This window comes from Geodermatophilaceae bacterium NBWT11 (genome assembly GCA_014218215.1).
In the GTDB taxonomy this organism is placed as follows: Bacteria; Actinomycetota; Actinomycetes; order Mycobacteriales; family Geodermatophilaceae; genus Klenkia.
Genome location: CP043652.1, coordinates 2,183,294 through 2,199,060, shown reverse-complemented (window position 1 = coordinate 2,199,060; position 15,767 = coordinate 2,183,294). Strand labels below are relative to the sequence as shown.

The 15,767-nt window shown below is 74.5% G+C and carries 18 protein-coding genes and 1 riboswitch; of the genes, 10 read left to right on the top strand and 8 right to left on the bottom strand.

The window, feature by feature from the left end:
* Positions 1–64: 64 nt before the first annotated feature.
* Together F1C76_10585 and F1C76_10580 are read right to left on the bottom strand one after the other, a co-directional pair.
* Entirely contained in the window at positions 65–649 is a 585-nt protein-coding gene (locus F1C76_10585; protein QNG36977.1) for a hypothetical protein, read from the bottom strand.
* A gap of 97 nt (positions 650–746) precedes the next feature.
* Complete coding sequence (locus tag F1C76_10580; GenBank protein QNG39162.1) at positions 747–1,730, bottom strand: zinc-binding alcohol dehydrogenase family protein; 984 nt, start codon at positions 1,728–1,730, stop codon at positions 747–749.
* A gap of 81 nt (positions 1,731–1,811) precedes the next feature.
* Between F1C76_10580 and F1C76_10575 the strand changes: the two genes are divergently transcribed.
* The 3 genes from F1C76_10575 to F1C76_10565 all read left to right on the top strand — a co-directional run bounded on the left by F1C76_10575 (position 1,812) and on the right by F1C76_10565 (position 6,108).
* Entirely contained in the window at positions 1,812–2,978 is a 1,167-nt protein-coding gene (locus tag F1C76_10575; protein QNG36976.1) for an MFS transporter, read from the top strand.
* Positions 2,979–3,120: 142 nt separating this feature from the next.
* Positions 3,121–4,038, top strand: a complete 918-nt coding sequence (locus F1C76_10570; GenBank protein QNG36975.1) for a hypothetical protein — start codon at positions 3,121–3,123, stop codon at positions 4,036–4,038.
* A gap of 108 nt (positions 4,039–4,146) precedes the next feature.
* On the top strand, positions 4,147–6,108 hold the full coding sequence (locus F1C76_10565) for a DUF320 domain-containing protein (protein QNG36974.1): 1,962 nt from the start codon (positions 4,147–4,149) through the stop codon (positions 6,106–6,108).
* Positions 6,109–6,227: 119 nt separating this feature from the next.
* Here F1C76_10565 and F1C76_10560 read toward each other — a convergent pair whose 3' ends face one another.
* A complete protein-coding gene (locus F1C76_10560) occupies positions 6,228–7,250 on the bottom strand; it encodes a 1-aminocyclopropane-1-carboxylate deaminase (protein QNG36973.1) in 1,023 nt (340 codons plus the stop codon).
* Complete coding sequence (locus tag F1C76_10555; GenBank protein ID QNG36972.1) at positions 7,247–7,888, bottom strand: GntR family transcriptional regulator; 642 nt, start codon at positions 7,886–7,888, stop codon at positions 7,247–7,249. The genes F1C76_10560 and F1C76_10555 overlap by 4 nt, the downstream gene beginning before the upstream one ends.
* Before the next feature lie 20 nt (positions 7,889–7,908).
* On the opposite strand from F1C76_10555, the gene F1C76_10550 reads away from it, so the two are divergent.
* Complete coding sequence (locus F1C76_10550; protein QNG36971.1) at positions 7,909–8,451, top strand: PaaI family thioesterase; 543 nt, start codon at positions 7,909–7,911, stop codon at positions 8,449–8,451.
* A gap of 4 nt (positions 8,452–8,455) precedes the next feature.
* Here the strand turns inward: F1C76_10550 and F1C76_10545 are convergent, their stop codons facing one another.
* Positions 8,456–8,803 carry a helix-turn-helix transcriptional regulator gene (locus F1C76_10545; GenBank protein ID QNG36970.1) on the bottom strand — a complete coding sequence of 116 codons (348 nt, stop codon included), beginning with the start codon at positions 8,801–8,803 and terminating at the stop codon, positions 8,456–8,458.
* Between the two features lie 78 nt (positions 8,804–8,881).
* Here F1C76_10545 and F1C76_10540 point away from each other — a divergent pair, with 78 nt between their 5' ends.
* Positions 8,882–9,538, top strand: a complete 657-nt coding sequence (locus tag F1C76_10540) for a flavodoxin family protein (GenBank protein QNG36969.1) — start codon at positions 8,882–8,884, stop codon at positions 9,536–9,538.
* A gap of 40 nt (positions 9,539–9,578) precedes the next feature.
* Entirely contained in the window at positions 9,579–10,193 is a 615-nt protein-coding gene (locus tag F1C76_10535; protein ID QNG36968.1) for an N-acetyltransferase, read from the top strand.
* Between the two features lie 36 nt (positions 10,194–10,229).
* Here F1C76_10535 and F1C76_10530 read toward each other — a convergent pair whose 3' ends face one another.
* Positions 10,230–10,988, bottom strand: coding sequence for an SDR family oxidoreductase (locus F1C76_10530; GenBank protein QNG36967.1), 759 nt, complete (start codon positions 10,986–10,988; stop codon positions 10,230–10,232).
* 126 nt (positions 10,989–11,114) lie between these two features.
* Positions 11,115–11,219, top strand: a riboswitch (TPP riboswitch).
* On the opposite strand from F1C76_10530, the gene F1C76_10525 reads away from it, so the two are divergent.
* The 3 genes from F1C76_10525 (at position 11,219) to F1C76_10515 (ending at position 14,062) form a co-directional block, all read left to right on the top strand.
* Positions 11,219–11,836 (top strand): hypothetical protein, encoded by a 618-nt coding sequence (locus F1C76_10525; protein ID QNG36966.1) that lies wholly within the window; start codon positions 11,219–11,221, stop codon positions 11,834–11,836. Its footprint overlaps the riboswitch before it by 1 nt.
* 1 nt (position 11,837) lies before the next feature.
* Entirely contained in the window at positions 11,838–13,304 is a 1,467-nt protein-coding gene (locus tag F1C76_10520) for an ABC transporter ATP-binding protein (protein ID QNG36965.1), read from the top strand.
* A complete protein-coding gene (locus F1C76_10515) occupies positions 13,301–14,062 on the top strand; it encodes an energy-coupling factor transporter transmembrane protein EcfT (GenBank protein QNG36964.1) in 762 nt (253 codons plus the stop codon). The genes F1C76_10520 and F1C76_10515 overlap by 4 nt, the downstream gene beginning before the upstream one ends.
* 5 nt (positions 14,063–14,067) lie before the next feature.
* Here F1C76_10515 and F1C76_10510 read toward each other — a convergent pair whose 3' ends face one another.
* Both F1C76_10510 and F1C76_10505 read right to left on the bottom strand, forming a co-directional pair.
* Positions 14,068–14,397, bottom strand: a complete 330-nt coding sequence (locus F1C76_10510) for a hypothetical protein (GenBank protein QNG36963.1) — start codon at positions 14,395–14,397, stop codon at positions 14,068–14,070.
* 107 nt (positions 14,398–14,504) lie between these two features.
* On the bottom strand, positions 14,505–14,675 hold the full coding sequence (locus F1C76_10505) for a CsbD family protein (GenBank protein QNG36962.1): 171 nt from the start codon (positions 14,673–14,675) through the stop codon (positions 14,505–14,507).
* Between the two features lie 78 nt (positions 14,676–14,753).
* Here F1C76_10505 and F1C76_10500 point away from each other — a divergent pair, with 78 nt between their 5' ends.
* Complete coding sequence (locus F1C76_10500) at positions 14,754–15,767, top strand: RNA polymerase sigma factor (GenBank protein ID QNG36961.1); 1,014 nt, start codon at positions 14,754–14,756, stop codon at positions 15,765–15,767.

The window sequence follows — 15,767 nt, the reverse complement described above, 5'->3', positions numbered from 1 at the left end:
CAGGGCGTGGGTGGTACGCAGTCGCCGTCCGGACCGCGTACTGGGCACGCCCCGATGGCCCCGGTCAGGCGACCTTTGGGCCGTGGACCTCCATCTCGTAGTACGTCTGGACGTCGGGGGCGCGCATCGTGCCGTCGCAGGCGCCGGTCATCCAGCGCTCGAGGGTGGCGCTCATGTGCTGCACCGTGTCGTTGTGGGCGCAGATGTCGAAGGCGACCACCCCGCGGTCGGCGACGACCCGGTCGATGATCGGCTGCAGCGTGGTGCGGAAGACCAGGCTGCGGCGGGCGCTGGGGTGGGTCAGCGTGAACCCCAGGTAGTAGATGGCGTCGCGGGCGGCGTGCGCGGGGTGCCGGGCGGCGAAGTAGGCCGGCTCGATCCACGGGACGGCGGTCAGGTCGCCGGTGAACGTGGTCAACCCCAGGGCGCTGCCGTCGGCGTCGAAGGCCACGTACTTGTCGATCCGCTCGTCGGCCATCTCCTCGGCGAACTCGGCTGGGCTGAGCACGTGCCGGGCCGCGGCCAGCGTGCGCAGCGGCTCGAACGCCTCCCGGTAGAGCTCGTAGAAACCCGCGACGAGCTCCACCGGGACGGTCTGCATCCGCTCGACCCGCAGGGCTGTGCTGACGGGGGGCTGCTGCTGGCTCATGGTCACGGAACGTAAGGGCGTCAGGCCTTCCGGAGTGCACGCGTCCACGAAAGAGTGAACGCCGGACGGCGACGACCACCCAGCGTGGTGACGGGCCTCAGTCGCGGGTCAGGACGACCTTGCCGACGACGGAGCCGGCCTCGATCAGCCGGTGCGCCTCGCGGAGGGTGTCCTCGGTGATCCCCTGCAGGCGGGTGGTGGCCGTCGTCCGCAGCCGGCCGGCGTCCACCAGGCGGGAGACCTCGACGAGCAGGTCGTGCTGGTAGGCGTCCTCGGGCAGGTGCAGCGGGCGGGCGAACATGAACTCCCAGTGCCAGGTCTGCGCCTTGGACTTCAGCGGCATCAGGTCCAGGCCCACCGGGTCGTCGATCGCCACGACCGCGCCGTGCACCCGGAGCAGCTCGGCGTAGGCCTCGACGTTGCCCTCGGAGAACGCGCTGAAGACGTGGTCGACGCCGTCGGGGGCGACCTCGCGGACGGCGGCGACCAGGTCGTGGTGGTCGACGACGTGGTGGGCACCCATCGAGGTCGCCCACTCCACGGACTCCGGGCGAGCGCCGGTGGCGACCACGGTCAGCTGCGTCCGGGCCCGGGCGAGCTGGGCGATCATGGAACCCACGCCGCCGGCCCCGCCGACCACCAGGATCGTGCCGGTGCTGTCGGCCGTGAGGCCGAGCCGGTCGAACAGGGTCTCCCAGGCGGTGATCGTGGTCAGCGGCAGCGCGGCGGCCTCGGCGTGGTCCAGCGACCGGGGCTTGGGGCCGACGACCCGCTCGTCGACCAGGTGGAGCTCGGCGTTTGTGCCCGGCCGGGCGATCGAGCCGGCGTAGTAGACCTCGTCGCCGACCGCGAACCGGGTCACGGCCTCGCCCACCGCGGTGACCACGCCGGAGGCGTCGAAGCCGAGCACCTTCGGGCCCTCGGCGGCGTCGAAGGAGGCACGCACCTTCCCGTCCACCGGGTTCACCGAGACAGCACGGACGTCGACCAGCAGGTCGTGCGCACCCAGCGGGGCCAGGTCCAGCTGCACGGTGGCGAAGGAGTCGGGTGCGTCCACGGCCCCGGGTCGGAGGGCGGCGATGGCGGTGGTGGTCGTCGGCGTCGTCACGTGGGTGGCCAACGACACCGGGCGCGCAGGGCTTCCCGGTCCTACCGTCGCGCCGTGCGCGGACGTGGTGCGGTGTGGCTGGTCGTGTGGGTCTTCACCGTCGTCATGCTCGGGGGCACGGTGCCCGCCCCGCTCTACCCGTTCTACGTGCAGGCGCTGGACCTCTCCGAGCTGCAGGTCACCCTCGTCTTCGCCGCCTACGCGGTGGGCACCCTGACCGCGCTCCTGCTGGGCGGCGGGCTGTCGGACCGGGTCGGACGACGGCCGGTGCTGGCCCTGGCGGTGTCGGTCGCCGTCCTCAGCACGGTGGTGTTCCTGGTCGCCCCCACCCTGTCCGGCCTGCTGCTGGCCCGGGTGCTGTCGGGGTTGTCGGTGGGTCTGACGACCGGGACGGCGACGGCGGCGATCGCCGAGCTGCACCACGACCGGCGGACGGCGACCACCCTGGCCACGGTGGCCAACATGGGCGGCCTGGGCCTGGGCCCGGTGGTGTCCGGGCTGGTCGCCCAGCACCTGCCCGGCCCGACCGTGGGCCCCTACCTCGTGTTCCTGGTCCTGCTGGTGCCGGTGCTCGCGCTCGGGCTGGTGCCCGAGACCCGGCCGCGGACCGGGTCGCTGCGCAGCGCCGTCCGGCCGCAGCGGCTCGCCGTGCCCCGCGCGACCCGGGCCCGGTTCGCGGCCGCGGCGGTCGGCGGCTTCGCCGCGTTCTCCGTGCTGGGGCTGTTCACCGCGCTGACGTCGTCCTTCCTCGGGCAGGAGCTCGGCGATCCCGGCCCGCAATTGGTCGGGTTGTCCATCTCGGTCATGTTCGCCGCGGCCGTGGCGTGCCAGCTGCTCGTGCAGCGGTGGGACCTGGACCGGGCGGCGCTCGTCGGGGCCGTGCTGCTGCCCACCGGGACGGCCCTGGTGGTGGCCGCCCTCGGGGTCGGGTCGCTGCCGCTGTTCCTGCTCGCCGCGGTGGTCGGCGGCTCCGGCGTGGGGTTCTCGTTCCAGTCGGCGGTGGCCCGGGTCGGCGGACTCGCCTCGGCCGAGGAGCGGGCCGCGGTGACGTCGAGCTTCTTCGTCGTCGCCTACCTGGGGATCACCGTGCCGGTGGTCGGGGTCGGGGAGATCGCCACCCGGACGTCGCTGACGGTGGCCGCCGCTGCGCTGGCTGTCCTGGTGCTGGTGCTCTCCGCGCTGGCGGCGCTGCTCACCCGCCGACACCCGACGCCGGCCTGACCCGAACGGGGGGCTCACGGATCGTCACCGTCCGTTCCCGCATCTCCATCCCATCGGGCGACGCGCTTCACCGGGCCCCGGACGGCATCGTCTCGTTCTACTAGGTGTAGTCGTCCGATGACCGTGAGTGGAGGTGTGCCCGATGTCCGAGTCCCGACGTGGGGTCCGCCTCTCCCGGTTCGCCGGGCGCGCGCTGACCGTGGCCGGCCTGGGTGCCGGCTTGTGGCTGGCCGGTCAGGCGACCGCGTCGGCGCAGGCCGAGCAGCCCTCGCTGCTGTCGAGCGTGACCGCCCCGGTAGCCGACGTGGTGACGGCGGTGACCACCCCGGTCGCCCCGGTCGTCTCCCAGGTCGCCGCGCCCGTGGCTGCTCCCGTCGCCCAGGTCGTCGCGCCGGTGGCGCAGGTCGTGGCACCGGTGGCGCAGGTCGCTGCACCCGTGGTGGCTCCGGTCGTCCAGGTGACGGCACCCGTCGTGCAGGCCGTCGCGCCGGTGCTGGCCCCGGTCACGCAGGCCGTCGCTCCCGCGGTGGACCCGCTGGTGGAGAGCCTGGCGCCGGTCACCGAGGCCCTGTCGCCCGTCACCGAGGCCCTCACGCCCGTGACCGGCACGCTCACCCCCGTCGTCGACGCCGTCGCCCCGGTGACCGAGCCGCTGGCGCCGGTCGCGGTGTCGCTGGCCCCCGTGCTGGGCTCCGTCCTGGACGACCTCCAGCCGACCGCAGCGCCGTCCGCGGGGACCGTCCCGAGCGCCCCCGAGGCGGCTGCAGGCAGCGTCGGCGTCCCGACGATCGGGACCTCCACTGCGCCGGTGACCGCGGTCGTCGACGTCGCTGCCACCCCCGCCGCACCGTCCTCCTCCCCGGCTGCCCCGGTCTCCCCGGCGGCTCCGATGAGTGCCTCCACCGGTTCCGTCGGTGGCCCCGCCCAGCACGACCAGACGGCCGCGGACCTCTCCGCCGCCGTGCTGGCCGCCGACGCCGCGGGCCTCACCGCGACCGCCGACACCGCCCGCGACGCCGCGGGCAACACCGCGTACGACCCCTCCTTCTCCCCCGACTGACCCGGGCGCCCTCAGCCTCTGCGCGCTGAGCACGGCGACACCCGACCCCCTCCGAGCGGGCCGGCACCCATCAGTCCCAGCACCACCCCTCTGAGAAGGACTCTCGCGATGAACCTGTGGGTCAAGCGCGGTCTGCAGACGGCACTGCTCACCGGAGGCCTCTTGGCCACCGGCAGCGGTATCGCCTCAGCCGACACCGGAACCGGCCTCCTGACCGGCAACACCATCACCATCGACATCGCCGCCCCCGTCGACGTCACCGGCATCACCGCCGGCCTCCTCGGCGACGCCACCACCAGCTCCACCGGCGGCACCACCACCCCGGCACCGGCCCCTGCTCCTGCACCCGCCGCAGCCAGCGGTGGACTGCTCTCGGGCAACACCGTGAACATCGACGTCGCCGCCCCCGTCAACGTCGGCGGCATCGCCGCCGGCGTACTCGGCGACGCTGCTGCCGACTCCACCGGCGGCGCCGCAACCGCTCCTCCGCCTGCTCCTGCCCCGGCGCCCGCGTCCTCCTCCGGGGGGATCGCCTCCGGCAACGACGTGGACGTCGACGTCGCCGCCCCCGTCAACGTCGGCGGCATCGCCGCCGGCGTCCTCGGAGACAGCGCTGCCGGCTCCACCGGCGGCGCCTCCACCACCCCGGCGCCCAGCACCCCGACCACCGGCACCACCGGCTCCGGTGGGATCGCCTCGGGCAACGACGTGAACGCCCCGATCTCCGTCCCGGTGAACGTCTGCGGCATCGGCGTCGGCCTCCTCGGTGACGCCGCCGCCGACTGCACCGGCGGCGCGAGCACCGGCGGGACCACACCCACCACCGGGACCACCCCGACCAACAGCGGCAGCGTCGCCACCGGCAACGACGTCGACGCACCCATCTCCATCCCGGTGAACGTCTGCGGCATCGCCATCGGCTCCGCCGCGGCCGACTGCACCGGTGGCGCGACCACCGGCGGCACCACGCCCACGACCGGCACGACCCCGACGACGGGCACCGACCGCGTCGCCTCCGGCAATGACGTGAACGCCCCGATCTCCGTCCCGGTGAACGTCTGCGGCATCGGCGTCGGCCTCCTCGGTGACGCCGCCGCCGACTGCACCGGCGGCTCCACCACCGGCGGCACCACCCCCACCACCCCGGGCACCACCACCCCCGGCACCGGCACCGTCGGCTCCGGCAACGACGTCGACGCCCCCGTCACCATCCCCGTCAACGTCTGCGGCATCGCCGCCGGCGTGATCGGTGACGCCAGCAGCGACTGCACCGGTGGAGCCACCACCGGCGGCACCACCCCCACCACGCCGGGCACCACCACCCCCGGCACCGACACCATCGGCTCCGGCAACGACGTCGACGTCCCCGTCACCATCCCCGTGAACGTCTGCGGCATCGCCGCCGGCGTGATCGGTGACGCCAGCAGCGACTGCACCGGCGGCTCCACCACCGGCGGAACGACCCCGACCCCGGGCACCACGCCCACCGACCCCGGCACCACGCCCGGGACCGGCAACGACGTCACGGTGCCGATCACCGTCCCCGTGGACGTCTGCGGCATCGCCGCCGGCGTCATCGGCGACGCCTCGGCCGGCTGCACCGGTGGCACGACCGGCGGCACCACCCCCACCACCCCCGGCACCACGACGCCGGGCACCGGCATCGACGTCCCCGTCACCGTCCCCGTCGACGTCTGCGGCATCGCCGTCGGCCTGCTCGGCGACGCCGCCGCCGACTGCGGCCCCGCCACCCCCGGCACCCCCACCGACCCCGAGACCCCGGGGACCCCTGAGGACCCGACGGACCCCGAGACCCCGGTGACCACCCCGGAGGACGCCACCACCCCGGAGACCCCCCGCGGCCTCACCCCGGTCGTCCTCACCGGCAGCACTCCCGTCGCCACCGCCGTCACCTACGACGCCGGCACCGACGACCAGAACACCAGCACCGACGAGACCCTCGCCTACACCGGCGCCGACCTCACCACCCCGCTGCTGGCCGCCCTCCTCGCCCTCGCCCTCGGCCTGGGCCTGACGACCGCCACCCGGCGCCGCCAGCACCAGCAGTAGAGACCCCCACAGGGCACCACCGGCCCGACCACCCCAGCCAGGGGCGGTCGGGCCGGAGGTGTACCCGGCTCACGGAGTGGCAGGGACGCGGGGAGCGCGCCCTCCCACTCCACAGCGCGTCAGCTGAAGAGGGCGCTGTACCCGTTCAGGGCCGGCTGTCCACCGAGGTGGGCGTAGAGCACGGTGGAGTCGGGCGAGATCTCCTTCGAGCGGACCAGCTCGATGGTCGCGGCCATCGACTTCCCCTCGTAGACGGGGTCGGTGACCATGCCCTCGGTGCGGGCGGCGGTCTCCATGGCGCGCAGCGTGACGTCGTCGGGGATGCCGTAGACCCCCGCGTGGAAGCGCTCGTCGAGCTCGACGTCGTCCAGGGTCAGCTGCCGCTGGAGCCCGATCGCGGCGGCGGTGCGCTGGGCGATGCGCAGCACCTGGTCGCGGGTCTCGGCGGGCTTGGCCGAGGCGTCGACGCCGAGAACGCGGCGTGGGCGGGCGCCGTCCTCCTCGAGCTTGGCGAACCCGGCGACCATGCCCGCCTGCGTCGACCCGGTCACCGAGCAGACGACGACGGTGTCGAAGAAGACCCCCAGCTCGGCCTCCTGCTGGGCGACCTCGCGGGCCCAGTGGGCGAAGCCGTGGCCACCGAGCGGGTGGTCCGAGGCACCGGCCGGGATGGCGTAGGGCTTGCCCCCGCGGGCCTCGATCTCGGCCAGCGCGGTCTCCCAGCTCTCCTTGAACCCGATGCCGAACCCGGCCTTCACCAGCCGCACGTCGGCGCCGGCCAGGCGGGAGATCAGGATGTTGCCGACCTTGTCGTAGACGGCGTCGGGCCAGTCGACCCAGCTCTCCTGGATCAGCACGCAGGACAGCCCGAGGTGCGCGGCGACGGCAGCGACCTGGCGGGTGTGGTTGCTCTGCACCCCGCCGATCGACACGAGGGTGTCGCAGCCCTGGGCCAGCGCCTCGGCGACCAGGTACTCCAGCTTGCGGGTCTTGTTGCCGCCGTAGGCGATGCCGGAGTTGCAGTCCTCCCGCTTGGCCCACACCGCGGCACCGCCGAGGTGCTCGGTCAGCCGGTCCAGGCGGTGCACCGGCGAGGGCCCGAAGAGCAGCGGGGTGCGGGGGAAGTCGTCGAGCGTCGTCACGGGGTCTCCTCGGAGAGTTCGGCCAGCAGGGCGGTCCAGATGGCGGTGGTGACCGAGACGGCGTCCTCGACGTCGCGGTGCTCGCACGCGGCGATGAGCCGGTCGTGCAGGTCGACGGAGTCCGCGCCGTGGGCGGCGGCGAAGCGCAGCCGCTCCAGCCGGCGGACCAGCGGGGTGAAGCGGTCGACGGTCGCGGTGACGGCGCCGTTGCCGCAGCGCGCCACGAGCACCGCGTGCAGGGCGTCGTCGGCGTCCAGGGCGGCGTCGACGTCCCCGGCCCCGACGGCCGCGGCGAAGGCGGCGTTGGCCGTGCGCATGGCCGCCACGTCGTCCGCGGTCACGGTGGGGACGGCGGTGCGGACGGCGAGCTCGTGCATCGCCCGGACGACGACGGCAGCATCGCGCACCGCGGCCGGGACGACGGCGGTGACCCGGGTGTGGCTCTGCGGCTTGGACTCGACCAGGCCCTCGTCGGCCAGCCGGGCCAGCGCGGTGCGCACCGGGGCGACCGAGAGGCCCAGCCGGGTGGCGAGCTCGGCGTCCTTGACCACCCCGCCCGGGGGCAGCTCACCGGAGACGATCGCCTCCCGGATCCGCACCAGGGCCTGGTCCCGCAGCAGCACGCGCACAACTGACATCTCAGATGTCAGTTGGCCGGATGTCAAGGGGCAGGGTCGGGACGAGCGACAGCTACGTTGTCGGTGTGGCGCTCGAACCGACTCGTGAACGCACCCACACCTGGGGAGACCCCGGCGTCTCCGCTGCCGAGGTGCGCACCAGCGAGGGCATCGAGGTGCTGCGCGGGATCGCCGAGGGCCGGCTGCCCGCGGCCCCGATCGCCTCCACGCTGGGCATGGGGCTGGAGTCCGTCGAGCCCGGCCGGGTGGTCTTCACCCTGGAGCCTGCCGAGTTCCACTACAACCCGATCGGCTCGGTGCACGGCGGGGTCTACGCCACCCTGCTCGACTCAGCCTGCGGCTGCGCGGTGCACTCGATGCTCCCGGCCGGGGTGGGCTACACCAGCCTGGACCTGACGGTGAAGTTCCTGCGCGCGATGCGCACCGACACCGGACCGGTGCGCTGCATCGGCACCGTCACCCACCTGGGCGGCCGGACGGCGCTCGCCGAGGCCCGGCTCGTGGACGGCGCGGACAGGCTCCTCGCGACGGCGACCAGCTCGATCCTGGTGATGCGTCCCTGAGGGGTCAGCCGGCCGACGGGCAGCGCGGGGCGAGGTTCTCCGTCGCCCAGCGACCCAACTGGTCCAGGACCGGGGCCAGCGCGTCGCCCGAGGGCGTCAACCGGTAGCTGACGCCCACCGGCGGCCCGGCGTCGACGGTCCGCTGCACCAACCCGGCGCCGGCCAGCTCGGTGAGCCGGTCGGACAGCACCGAGTCGCTGATCCCGCCGACGGCCCGCCGCAGCTCGCTGAACGTGGCCGGCCCCCCGGTGAGGACGGCGATGACCATGCCGTTCCAGCGCTTGCCCAGGAACGAGAAGGCGTGGCTCAAGGCGGCGTCACACGCCCGGGGCTCGTGCACCACGTCCTCCACACGACCCACCCTACCCGTGCTAGCTTTTCTCTGGTCGCTCGTTTTTTCCTAGCTACACACCTGAGAGAAGTGGTCACCGTGTCCCTGTTCCGTCTGGACGCCAGCATCCGCACCGAGGGCTCGGCCAGCCGGGCCATCGCCGACATCGTCGAGGCCCAGTGGCGCGAGGACGCCCCCGACGCCCCGGTCACCCGCCGGCACGTCGGCACCGAGCCGCTGCCCGCCACCGCCTGGGGTGACGCGGTCAACGCCGCCTACACCCCCGAGGACCAGCGCACCCCCGCCCAGACCGAGGCCGTCGCGCTCGCTGCCATCCTCACCGACGAGCTCGCCGACGCCGAGGCACTGCTCATCGCCGTCCCGCTGTACAACTTCGGGGTCTCCCAGCACGTGAAGAACTGGGTCGACCTGGTGATCACCGACCCCCGGATGGCCCCCGGTCAGCCGCCGCTGCTGGCCGGCAAGCCCGCCGTCCTGGTCACCGTGCACGGCGGCAACTACAGCGCCGGCACCCCGCGCGAGGACTGGGACCACGCCACCGGCTGGCTGCGCCGCATCCTCGCCGACGTCTGGCAGCTCGACCTCACCGTCGTCACCCGCGAGTTCACCCTGGTCGGGGTCAACCCGGCCCTCGACGAGTTCACCGCGATGGCCGAGGAGCTCAAGGCCGACGCCGAGCGCGAGGCGGCCGAGCACGGCCGCCGGCTCAGCACGTCGCGCCGCGTCGCCGCCTGAACCCGGGCGGCCCCGGGGGCCGCGTGGTGGGATCGCCCTCGTGAGCGAGCTCCCACCGGCCCCCGCCGTCCGCCTGGCCCAGCGCTCCGACGTCCCCCGGTTGGCCGCCACGCTCGCCGCGGCCTACCCGGACTACCGCTGGACCTCCTGGGCCTTCCCCGACGACGGCCGGGCCCAGCGGCTGCACCGGTGGCACGAGGTGCTCGCCGGCCTGGCCGGGGTGGACGCCGGGACGACGTGGGTGAGCGAGGGCTGCACCGCCGTCGCCACCTGGGAGGCACCCGGCGACCCCGCCCCGGCTGCGGACATGCAGGCCGTGCTCGACCGCGACCTGCCCAAGGTGTTCGGCGGCCGGCACCGGGTCGTGCAGGCCTCCGACCGGATCGCCGCCGGCGGGCGCCCCGACGGACCGCACTGGTGGCTGCGGGCGGCCGGCGTCCGGGCCTCGGTGCGCCGGCAGGGCCTGGGCGCGGCGGTGCTGCGCCCGGTGCTCGAGCGCTGCGACGCCGACGGCGTGCCGGCCGCGCTGGCCGCCTACACCTCCGGCGTCGTCCGCTGGGCGGAGTCACTGGGCTTCGTGGTCAGCGCCAGCGAGCGCACCGCGGTCGACCACGAGCTGCCCGTCTGGACGCTGGTGCGCCCGGCCGGAGGGTGAACGCGCAGGGATCCTGCGCGCCCACCCTCCACCAGGTCAGTCGCGCGGGCCGCCGGCGACGTAGATGACCTGACCGGACACGAAGCCCGCGCCCTCGCTGGTCAGGAACGACACCGTGTGCGCGATGTCCTCGGGCTGGCCCACCCGGGCGACCGGGATCTGCTTGGCGGCCATCGCCTTGTAGTCCTCGAAGGGGACGCCGACCCGCTCCGCGGTGGCGGCGGTCATGTCGGTGGCGATGAAGCCCGGGGCGATCGCGTTCGCGGTCACGTTGTAGCGGCCCAGCTCGATGGCCAGGGTCTTGGTGAAGCCCTGCATGCCGGCCTTGGCCGCGGAGTAGTTGACCTGGCCGCGGTTGCCCAGCGCCGAGACGCTGGACAGGTTCACGATCCGGCCGTACTCGGCCTCCACCATGTGCTTCTGGGCGGCCTTGGTCATCAGGAAGGCACCGCGCAGGTGCACGTTCATGACGGCGTCCCAGTCCTCGACGCTCATCTTGAACAGCAGGTTGTCCCGGGTGATGCCGGCGTTGTTGACCAGCACGGTCGGCCCGCCGAGCTCCTCGGCGACCCGGTCGACGGCGGCGGCCACGCTGGCCTCGTCGGCCACGTTCGCGCCCACGGCGATCGCGTCGCCGCCGGCGGCCTTGATCTGCTCGACCGTGCCGGCGCAGGAGCCCTCGTCCAGGTCGAGCACCGCCACCGACATCCCGTCGGCGGCGAGCCGCAGGGCGATCGCCGCACCGATCCCCCGGGCCGAGCCGGTGACGATCGCCGTCCGCTGTGTGTCCGCCATCTGTTCTGCGCTCCTCGTCGAGTCCGTTCGCGCTGTCCTACTGGCCAGTACGTCTGCGCACCGGTCTACCAGCAGGCCCGGACGGCGGCTCGATGCGGGCCTGCGTACAGTCCCGCTCACAACAGAACACACCGACAGGGGAGCGCCGGACGGCGCTGAGAGTGCGGGCAACCGCAGACCCTCGAACCTGAACCGGGTCATGCCGGCGTAGGGAGTCTGGAGAGATCGACATGACCGCTGAGGTCACCCGTCCCACCGCTGCACGCAGCACCGCACCGCGCCGCACCTGGCGCACCGTCGACATCGTCACGACCGCCGTCCTGGGCGTCGCGTTCGGCGTCGTCTTCTGGGCCTGGAACCTGGTCTTCGGCGTCCTGGCCGCCCCGCTGGACTTCTTCCCGCCGCTGTCCGCGGTGCTCAACGGGGTCTACCTGATGCCCGGCGTGGTTGCCGGGCTGCTGGTGCGCAAGCCGGGCGCCGCCGTGTTCGCCTCCGGCCTGGCCGCCGCGGTCAGCCTGCTGCTGGGCTCGCCCTACGGCGGGATCATCATCGTCTACGGCCTGATCCAGGGCCTGGGCGGCGAGATCGGCTTCCTGCTCACCCGCTACCGCAGCTTCGGCTGGGGGACGGCGGTGCTGGCCGGCGTCACCGCGGGGCTGTCCACCTCCATCCTGGACACCACCGTCTACTACGCCGACCTGGGCTTCTGGGCCTACAAGGTGCCCTACACCGCGTTCACCGTGCTCAGCAGCGTGCTGCTCGCCGGGGTCGTCGGGCTGCTGCTGGTCCGGGCGCTGGCCCGCACCGGGGCACTGAGCTCGTTCGCCTCCGGCCGCAGTCGCGTCTGAGGTGCCGGCGCCCGCCACGGTCCGGGCGCGCGGACTCGCCGTCCGGCACGCCTCCCGGCTGGCCTGGGCGCTCACCGGGGTCGACCTCGACGTCGCCCCCGGTGAGCGGGTGCTGGTCACCGGCGCGTCCGGGGCCGGGAAGTCCACGCTGTTCGCCGTCCTCGCCGGGCTGCTGGACCCCGAGGCCGCCGAGGTCACCGGCGAGCTGACGGTCGACGGCCTCGCGCCCGCCGTGGCCCGCGACCGGCTCGGCCTGCTGCTGCAGGACCCCGACAGCCAGCTGGTGATGACCCGCGCCGGGGACGACGTCGCCTTCGGCCTGGAGAACGCCGGCGTGCCCGCCGAGGAGATCTGGCCGCGGGTGGACGCCGCGCTGGACGCCATGGGCTGGAGGTACGGGCGCGACCGGCCCACCCAGATGCTGTCCGGCGGGGAGAAGCAGCGGCTGGTGCTGGCCGGGGCGCTGGCCCGGCGTCCCGGGTTGCTGCTGCTCGACGAGCCGACCGCCCAGCTGGACCCGGCGGGTTCGGACGTCGTCCGCACCTCGGTGGCGCGCGCCGTCGCCGACCGCGCCACCACCCTGCTCGTGGTCGACCACGACGCCGCGCCGTGGCTCCCGCTGGTCGACCGGGTGGTCGAGGTGGTGGACGGCGGCCTGGTCGCCCACGGCCCCGGCTGGACCCCGGCCTCCCGCACCGCCGGCCTGGTGCTGCCCCCAGCTTCGATCAGGTCTCCTGATCCAAAGCTGGCCTCCCTCACCAACGTTGCTGAGGGCGGAGAGACGTCGATCAGGTCACCTGATCCACGCTGGGGGGCGCTGGTGGTCGCGGAGGGGGCGGGGTTCTCCTACCGGGGGACGACGACGCCCGCGCTGACGCCCACCGACCTGGCGCTGCCCGCGGCGGCGGTGACCGCGGTGACCGGGGCGAACGGGACGGGGAAGTCGACGCTGGCGCTGCTGCTGGCGGGGCTGCGGGGCCCGACGGGGGGCCGGGTGCGGGCGGCGGAGGAGCTGGCCGTGCGCGGGGAGCGGGCACCGCACCGGTGGCGGGCCGGGGAGCTGGTCACCCGGATCGGCACGGTGTTCCAGCAGCCCGAGCACCAGTTCCTCACCGGCCGGCTGCGCGACGAGCTGGAGCTGGGGCCGCTGCGCTCGGGCTCGGGGTCGACCGCGGCGCGGGCCCGGGCGGAGGAGCTGCTCGAGCGGCTGGGGCTGACACCCTTCGCCGACGCCAACCCGTTCACGCTGTCCGGCGGGCAGCAGCGCCGGCTGTCGGTGGCCACGGCGCTGGCGACCGCGCCCCGGGTGCTGGTGCTCGACGAGCCGACCTTCGGCCAGGACGCCGCGACCTGGCGCGAGCTGGTCACGCTGCTGGCCGAACAGCGGGCCGCCGGGTGCGCGGTCTGCGTGGTCACCCACGACCGGGACCTGGTCGACGTCCTGGCCGACGGGGAGCACCCGCTGTGACGGCGTCCCTGGCCCTGGGGCCGACGCCGGACGTGCCGCTGTCCCGGATCAACCCGGTCGCCCAGCTGACCGCGATCGTCGTCGTCACGCTGGTGCTGCTGACCAGCCTGGACGTGGTGACACCGGCCGTCGTCGTCGCGGTGGAGCTGTGCCTCTTCCCCGCCGCCGGGCTCACCCACCCGCGCACGGTGTGGCTGCGCACCTGGCCGCTGCTGGTGGGGGCGACGAGCGTCGGACTGGTGAACCTGTGGCTCGGGGAGTCTGGGGCGGTGTCGGCACTCGGCCTGGCGCTGCGGGTGGTCGGGCTGGCGCTGCCCGGGGTGTTCCTGGTGGCCTCGACCGACCCGGTGCGGCTGGCCGACGCGCTCACCGTGCACTGGCGCTTCCCGGCCCGGTTCGCCGTCGGCGCGCTGGCCGCGCTGCGGCTGGTGCCGCTGCTGGTGGCCGAGTTCGAGTCGGTGCGACTGGCCCGGCGGACGCGGGGCGTGGAGGCCGGCCGCGACCCGGTCGCCCGGGTGCGGCTGCTGGCCGGGATCGGGTTCACCCTGCTGGTCGGGGCGGTGCGGCGGGCGTCGCGGCTGGCCACGGCGATGGACGCGCGGGGGTTCGACTCCGGCGTGGTGCGCACCAACGCGCGGGGATCGGTGCTGCACGCCCGCGACGGCTGGTTCGTGCTGGCCACCGTCGCCGTCTGCGCGGTCGCGGTGACCGCCAGCGTGCTGGCCGGGGCGTGGGACCCGGTGTTCGTCGGGGGCTGAGCGGCTCAGCCGGGGCGGATCTCGAACAGCGCGTCGAGGCCGGTCACGGTCAGGGGGCGGGTGACCACCCGCTGCTCGGTCAGGAGCACCACCCGGGACGGCGTCGCCCGGGCGAGCCCGGCGAGCAGGGCCAGTCCGGCGCTGCCCAGGAAGGTGACGGCGCGGGCGTCGACCGTCGTCGCGGTGACGTCGGCGGGCGCCTCGGCGGTCCACCGGGCGACCAGCCCGTGGTCGACCTCGCCGACCAGGGTCAGGGTGTCCCCGTCGAGGGTGATGGCCCCCCGGTCGGGGTGCGTCGCGCTGTGCTGCACGCGGACGGTGCGGTGGACGGCCATCGGGGTGCGGTGCTCGCTCTCGCTCGTTCGGTGGGTGGGTGGGGCGGCCCGGCCCGGGCGCGTGCTGGCGCCCGGGCCGGGCAGGGGTCGGAGACCCCGGGGACGACCTACTTGAAGACGTCCTTGACGTTCTCGCCGGCCTGCTTGGTGTTCGCCGAGGCCTGGTCCTTCTGACCCTCGGCCTGCAGCTCCTCGTTGTCGGTCGCGCCGCCGACGGCCTCCTTGGCCTTGCCCAGGGCCTCTTCCGCAGCGTTCTTGATCTTGTCGATGCCGCTCATGGGGATCTCCTTCAGGGTGTGGCCCGGACGGTGCCGGGCGTGACGTGCTGACACCCCTTCAGACGGGGACGCCGCCGCATCCTCACGTCTCGATCAAGTGAGCTGCATCACTGGTCTCGTACGCTCGGTTGTCCACCACCGGGTAGGGCACGACACGACATCCGACGTGGGCAATCCGGACAGGCCCTAACGGACGAACGAGTTCCGCAGTGCGCTGGAGCGTGCCCCACCCACGACCGACGAGGACCCACCGCCGTGACCCACCCCGCCCGCGAGACCGCCCTGCGCGGTCCGGTGGAGCCGTCGGGCGCGGTGGCGGACCCGGCAGCCGCCCGGGAGGTCCTCGCCGACCACCTCACCGGCCCGTTGGCCACCCCGGAGACCGCGGACGACGTCGCGCCACTGGACCTGCCCGCTCCCCCCGTCGGCCTCCCGCTGTCCGACAGCCCGGCCCGGCCGCAACCGGCCGCGGACCCCACGACCTCGGCCGCCCCGCAGATCGAGCACGACGACCCTCGGCCGGTCCCCGCCCGGTTGGACGCGGGGTTCCTCGACGGGGCGGGGCTGCCCGACGACTACCTGGTCCAGCAGGCCGCCCGCGGCTCGGTCGAGGCGTTCGGCCTGCTCGTCGAGCGGCACCGCGACCGGGCCTACCGGCTGGCCTACCGACTGGTCGGCGACCGGGCACTGGCCGAGGACGTCGCCCAGGAGGCGCTGGTCTCGGCCTGGCGCGGGTTGCCGGACTTCGCCGGCCGGTCGGCGTTCAGCACCTGGCTGCACCGCATCGTCACCAACCAGGCGCTGACCCTGCTCAGCCGGCCGCGCCGGACGGTCCCGCTCACCGGCGAGGAGCCGGTGCCGGTCTCCGAGCAGCCCGACCGCGTCGTCGAGCGGCGGGCCCGCACCGCCGCGCTGCGCGCCGCCGTCCTCGCCCTGCCCTTCGACCAGCGCGCCCCCCTGGTGCTGCACCAGTTCGAGGGGTTGTCCTACGCCGAGGTCGCCGACGTCCTGGAGCTCACCGAACCCACCGTGCGCGGCCGGCTGCACCGGGCCCGCCGGGCCCTGGTGACCGCGATGGCGGACTGGCGGTGA

Bases quoted from the DNA above. Each gene is read 5' to 3' on its own strand.
- F1C76_10565 (QNG36974.1), top strand. From the start codon at position 4,147: ATGAACCTGTGGGTCAAGCGCGGTCTGCAGACGGCACTGCTCACCGGA.
- F1C76_10550 (QNG36971.1), top strand. From the start codon at position 7,909: ATGTCAAGGGGCAGGGTCGGGACGAGCGACAGCTACGTTGTCGGTGTG.
- F1C76_10555 (QNG36972.1), bottom strand. From the start codon at position 7,888: ATGTCAGTTGTGCGCGTGCTGCTGCGGGACCAGGCCCTGGTGCGGATC.
- F1C76_10530 (QNG36967.1), bottom strand. From the start codon at position 10,988: ATGGCGGACACACAGCGGACGGCGATCGTCACCGGCTCGGCCCGGGGG.
- F1C76_10570 (QNG36975.1), top strand. From the start codon at position 3,121: ATGTCCGAGTCCCGACGTGGGGTCCGCCTCTCCCGGTTCGCCGGGCGC.
- F1C76_10510 (QNG36963.1), bottom strand. From the start codon at position 14,397: ATGGCCGTCCACCGCACCGTCCGCGTGCAGCACAGCGCGACGCACCCC.
- F1C76_10585 (QNG36977.1), bottom strand. From the start codon at position 649: ATGAGCCAGCAGCAGCCCCCCGTCAGCACAGCCCTGCGGGTCGAGCGG.
- F1C76_10505 (QNG36962.1), bottom strand. From the start codon at position 14,675: ATGAGCGGCATCGACAAGATCAAGAACGCTGCGGAAGAGGCCCTGGGC.
- F1C76_10525 (QNG36966.1), top strand. From the start codon at position 11,219: ATGACCGCTGAGGTCACCCGTCCCACCGCTGCACGCAGCACCGCACCG.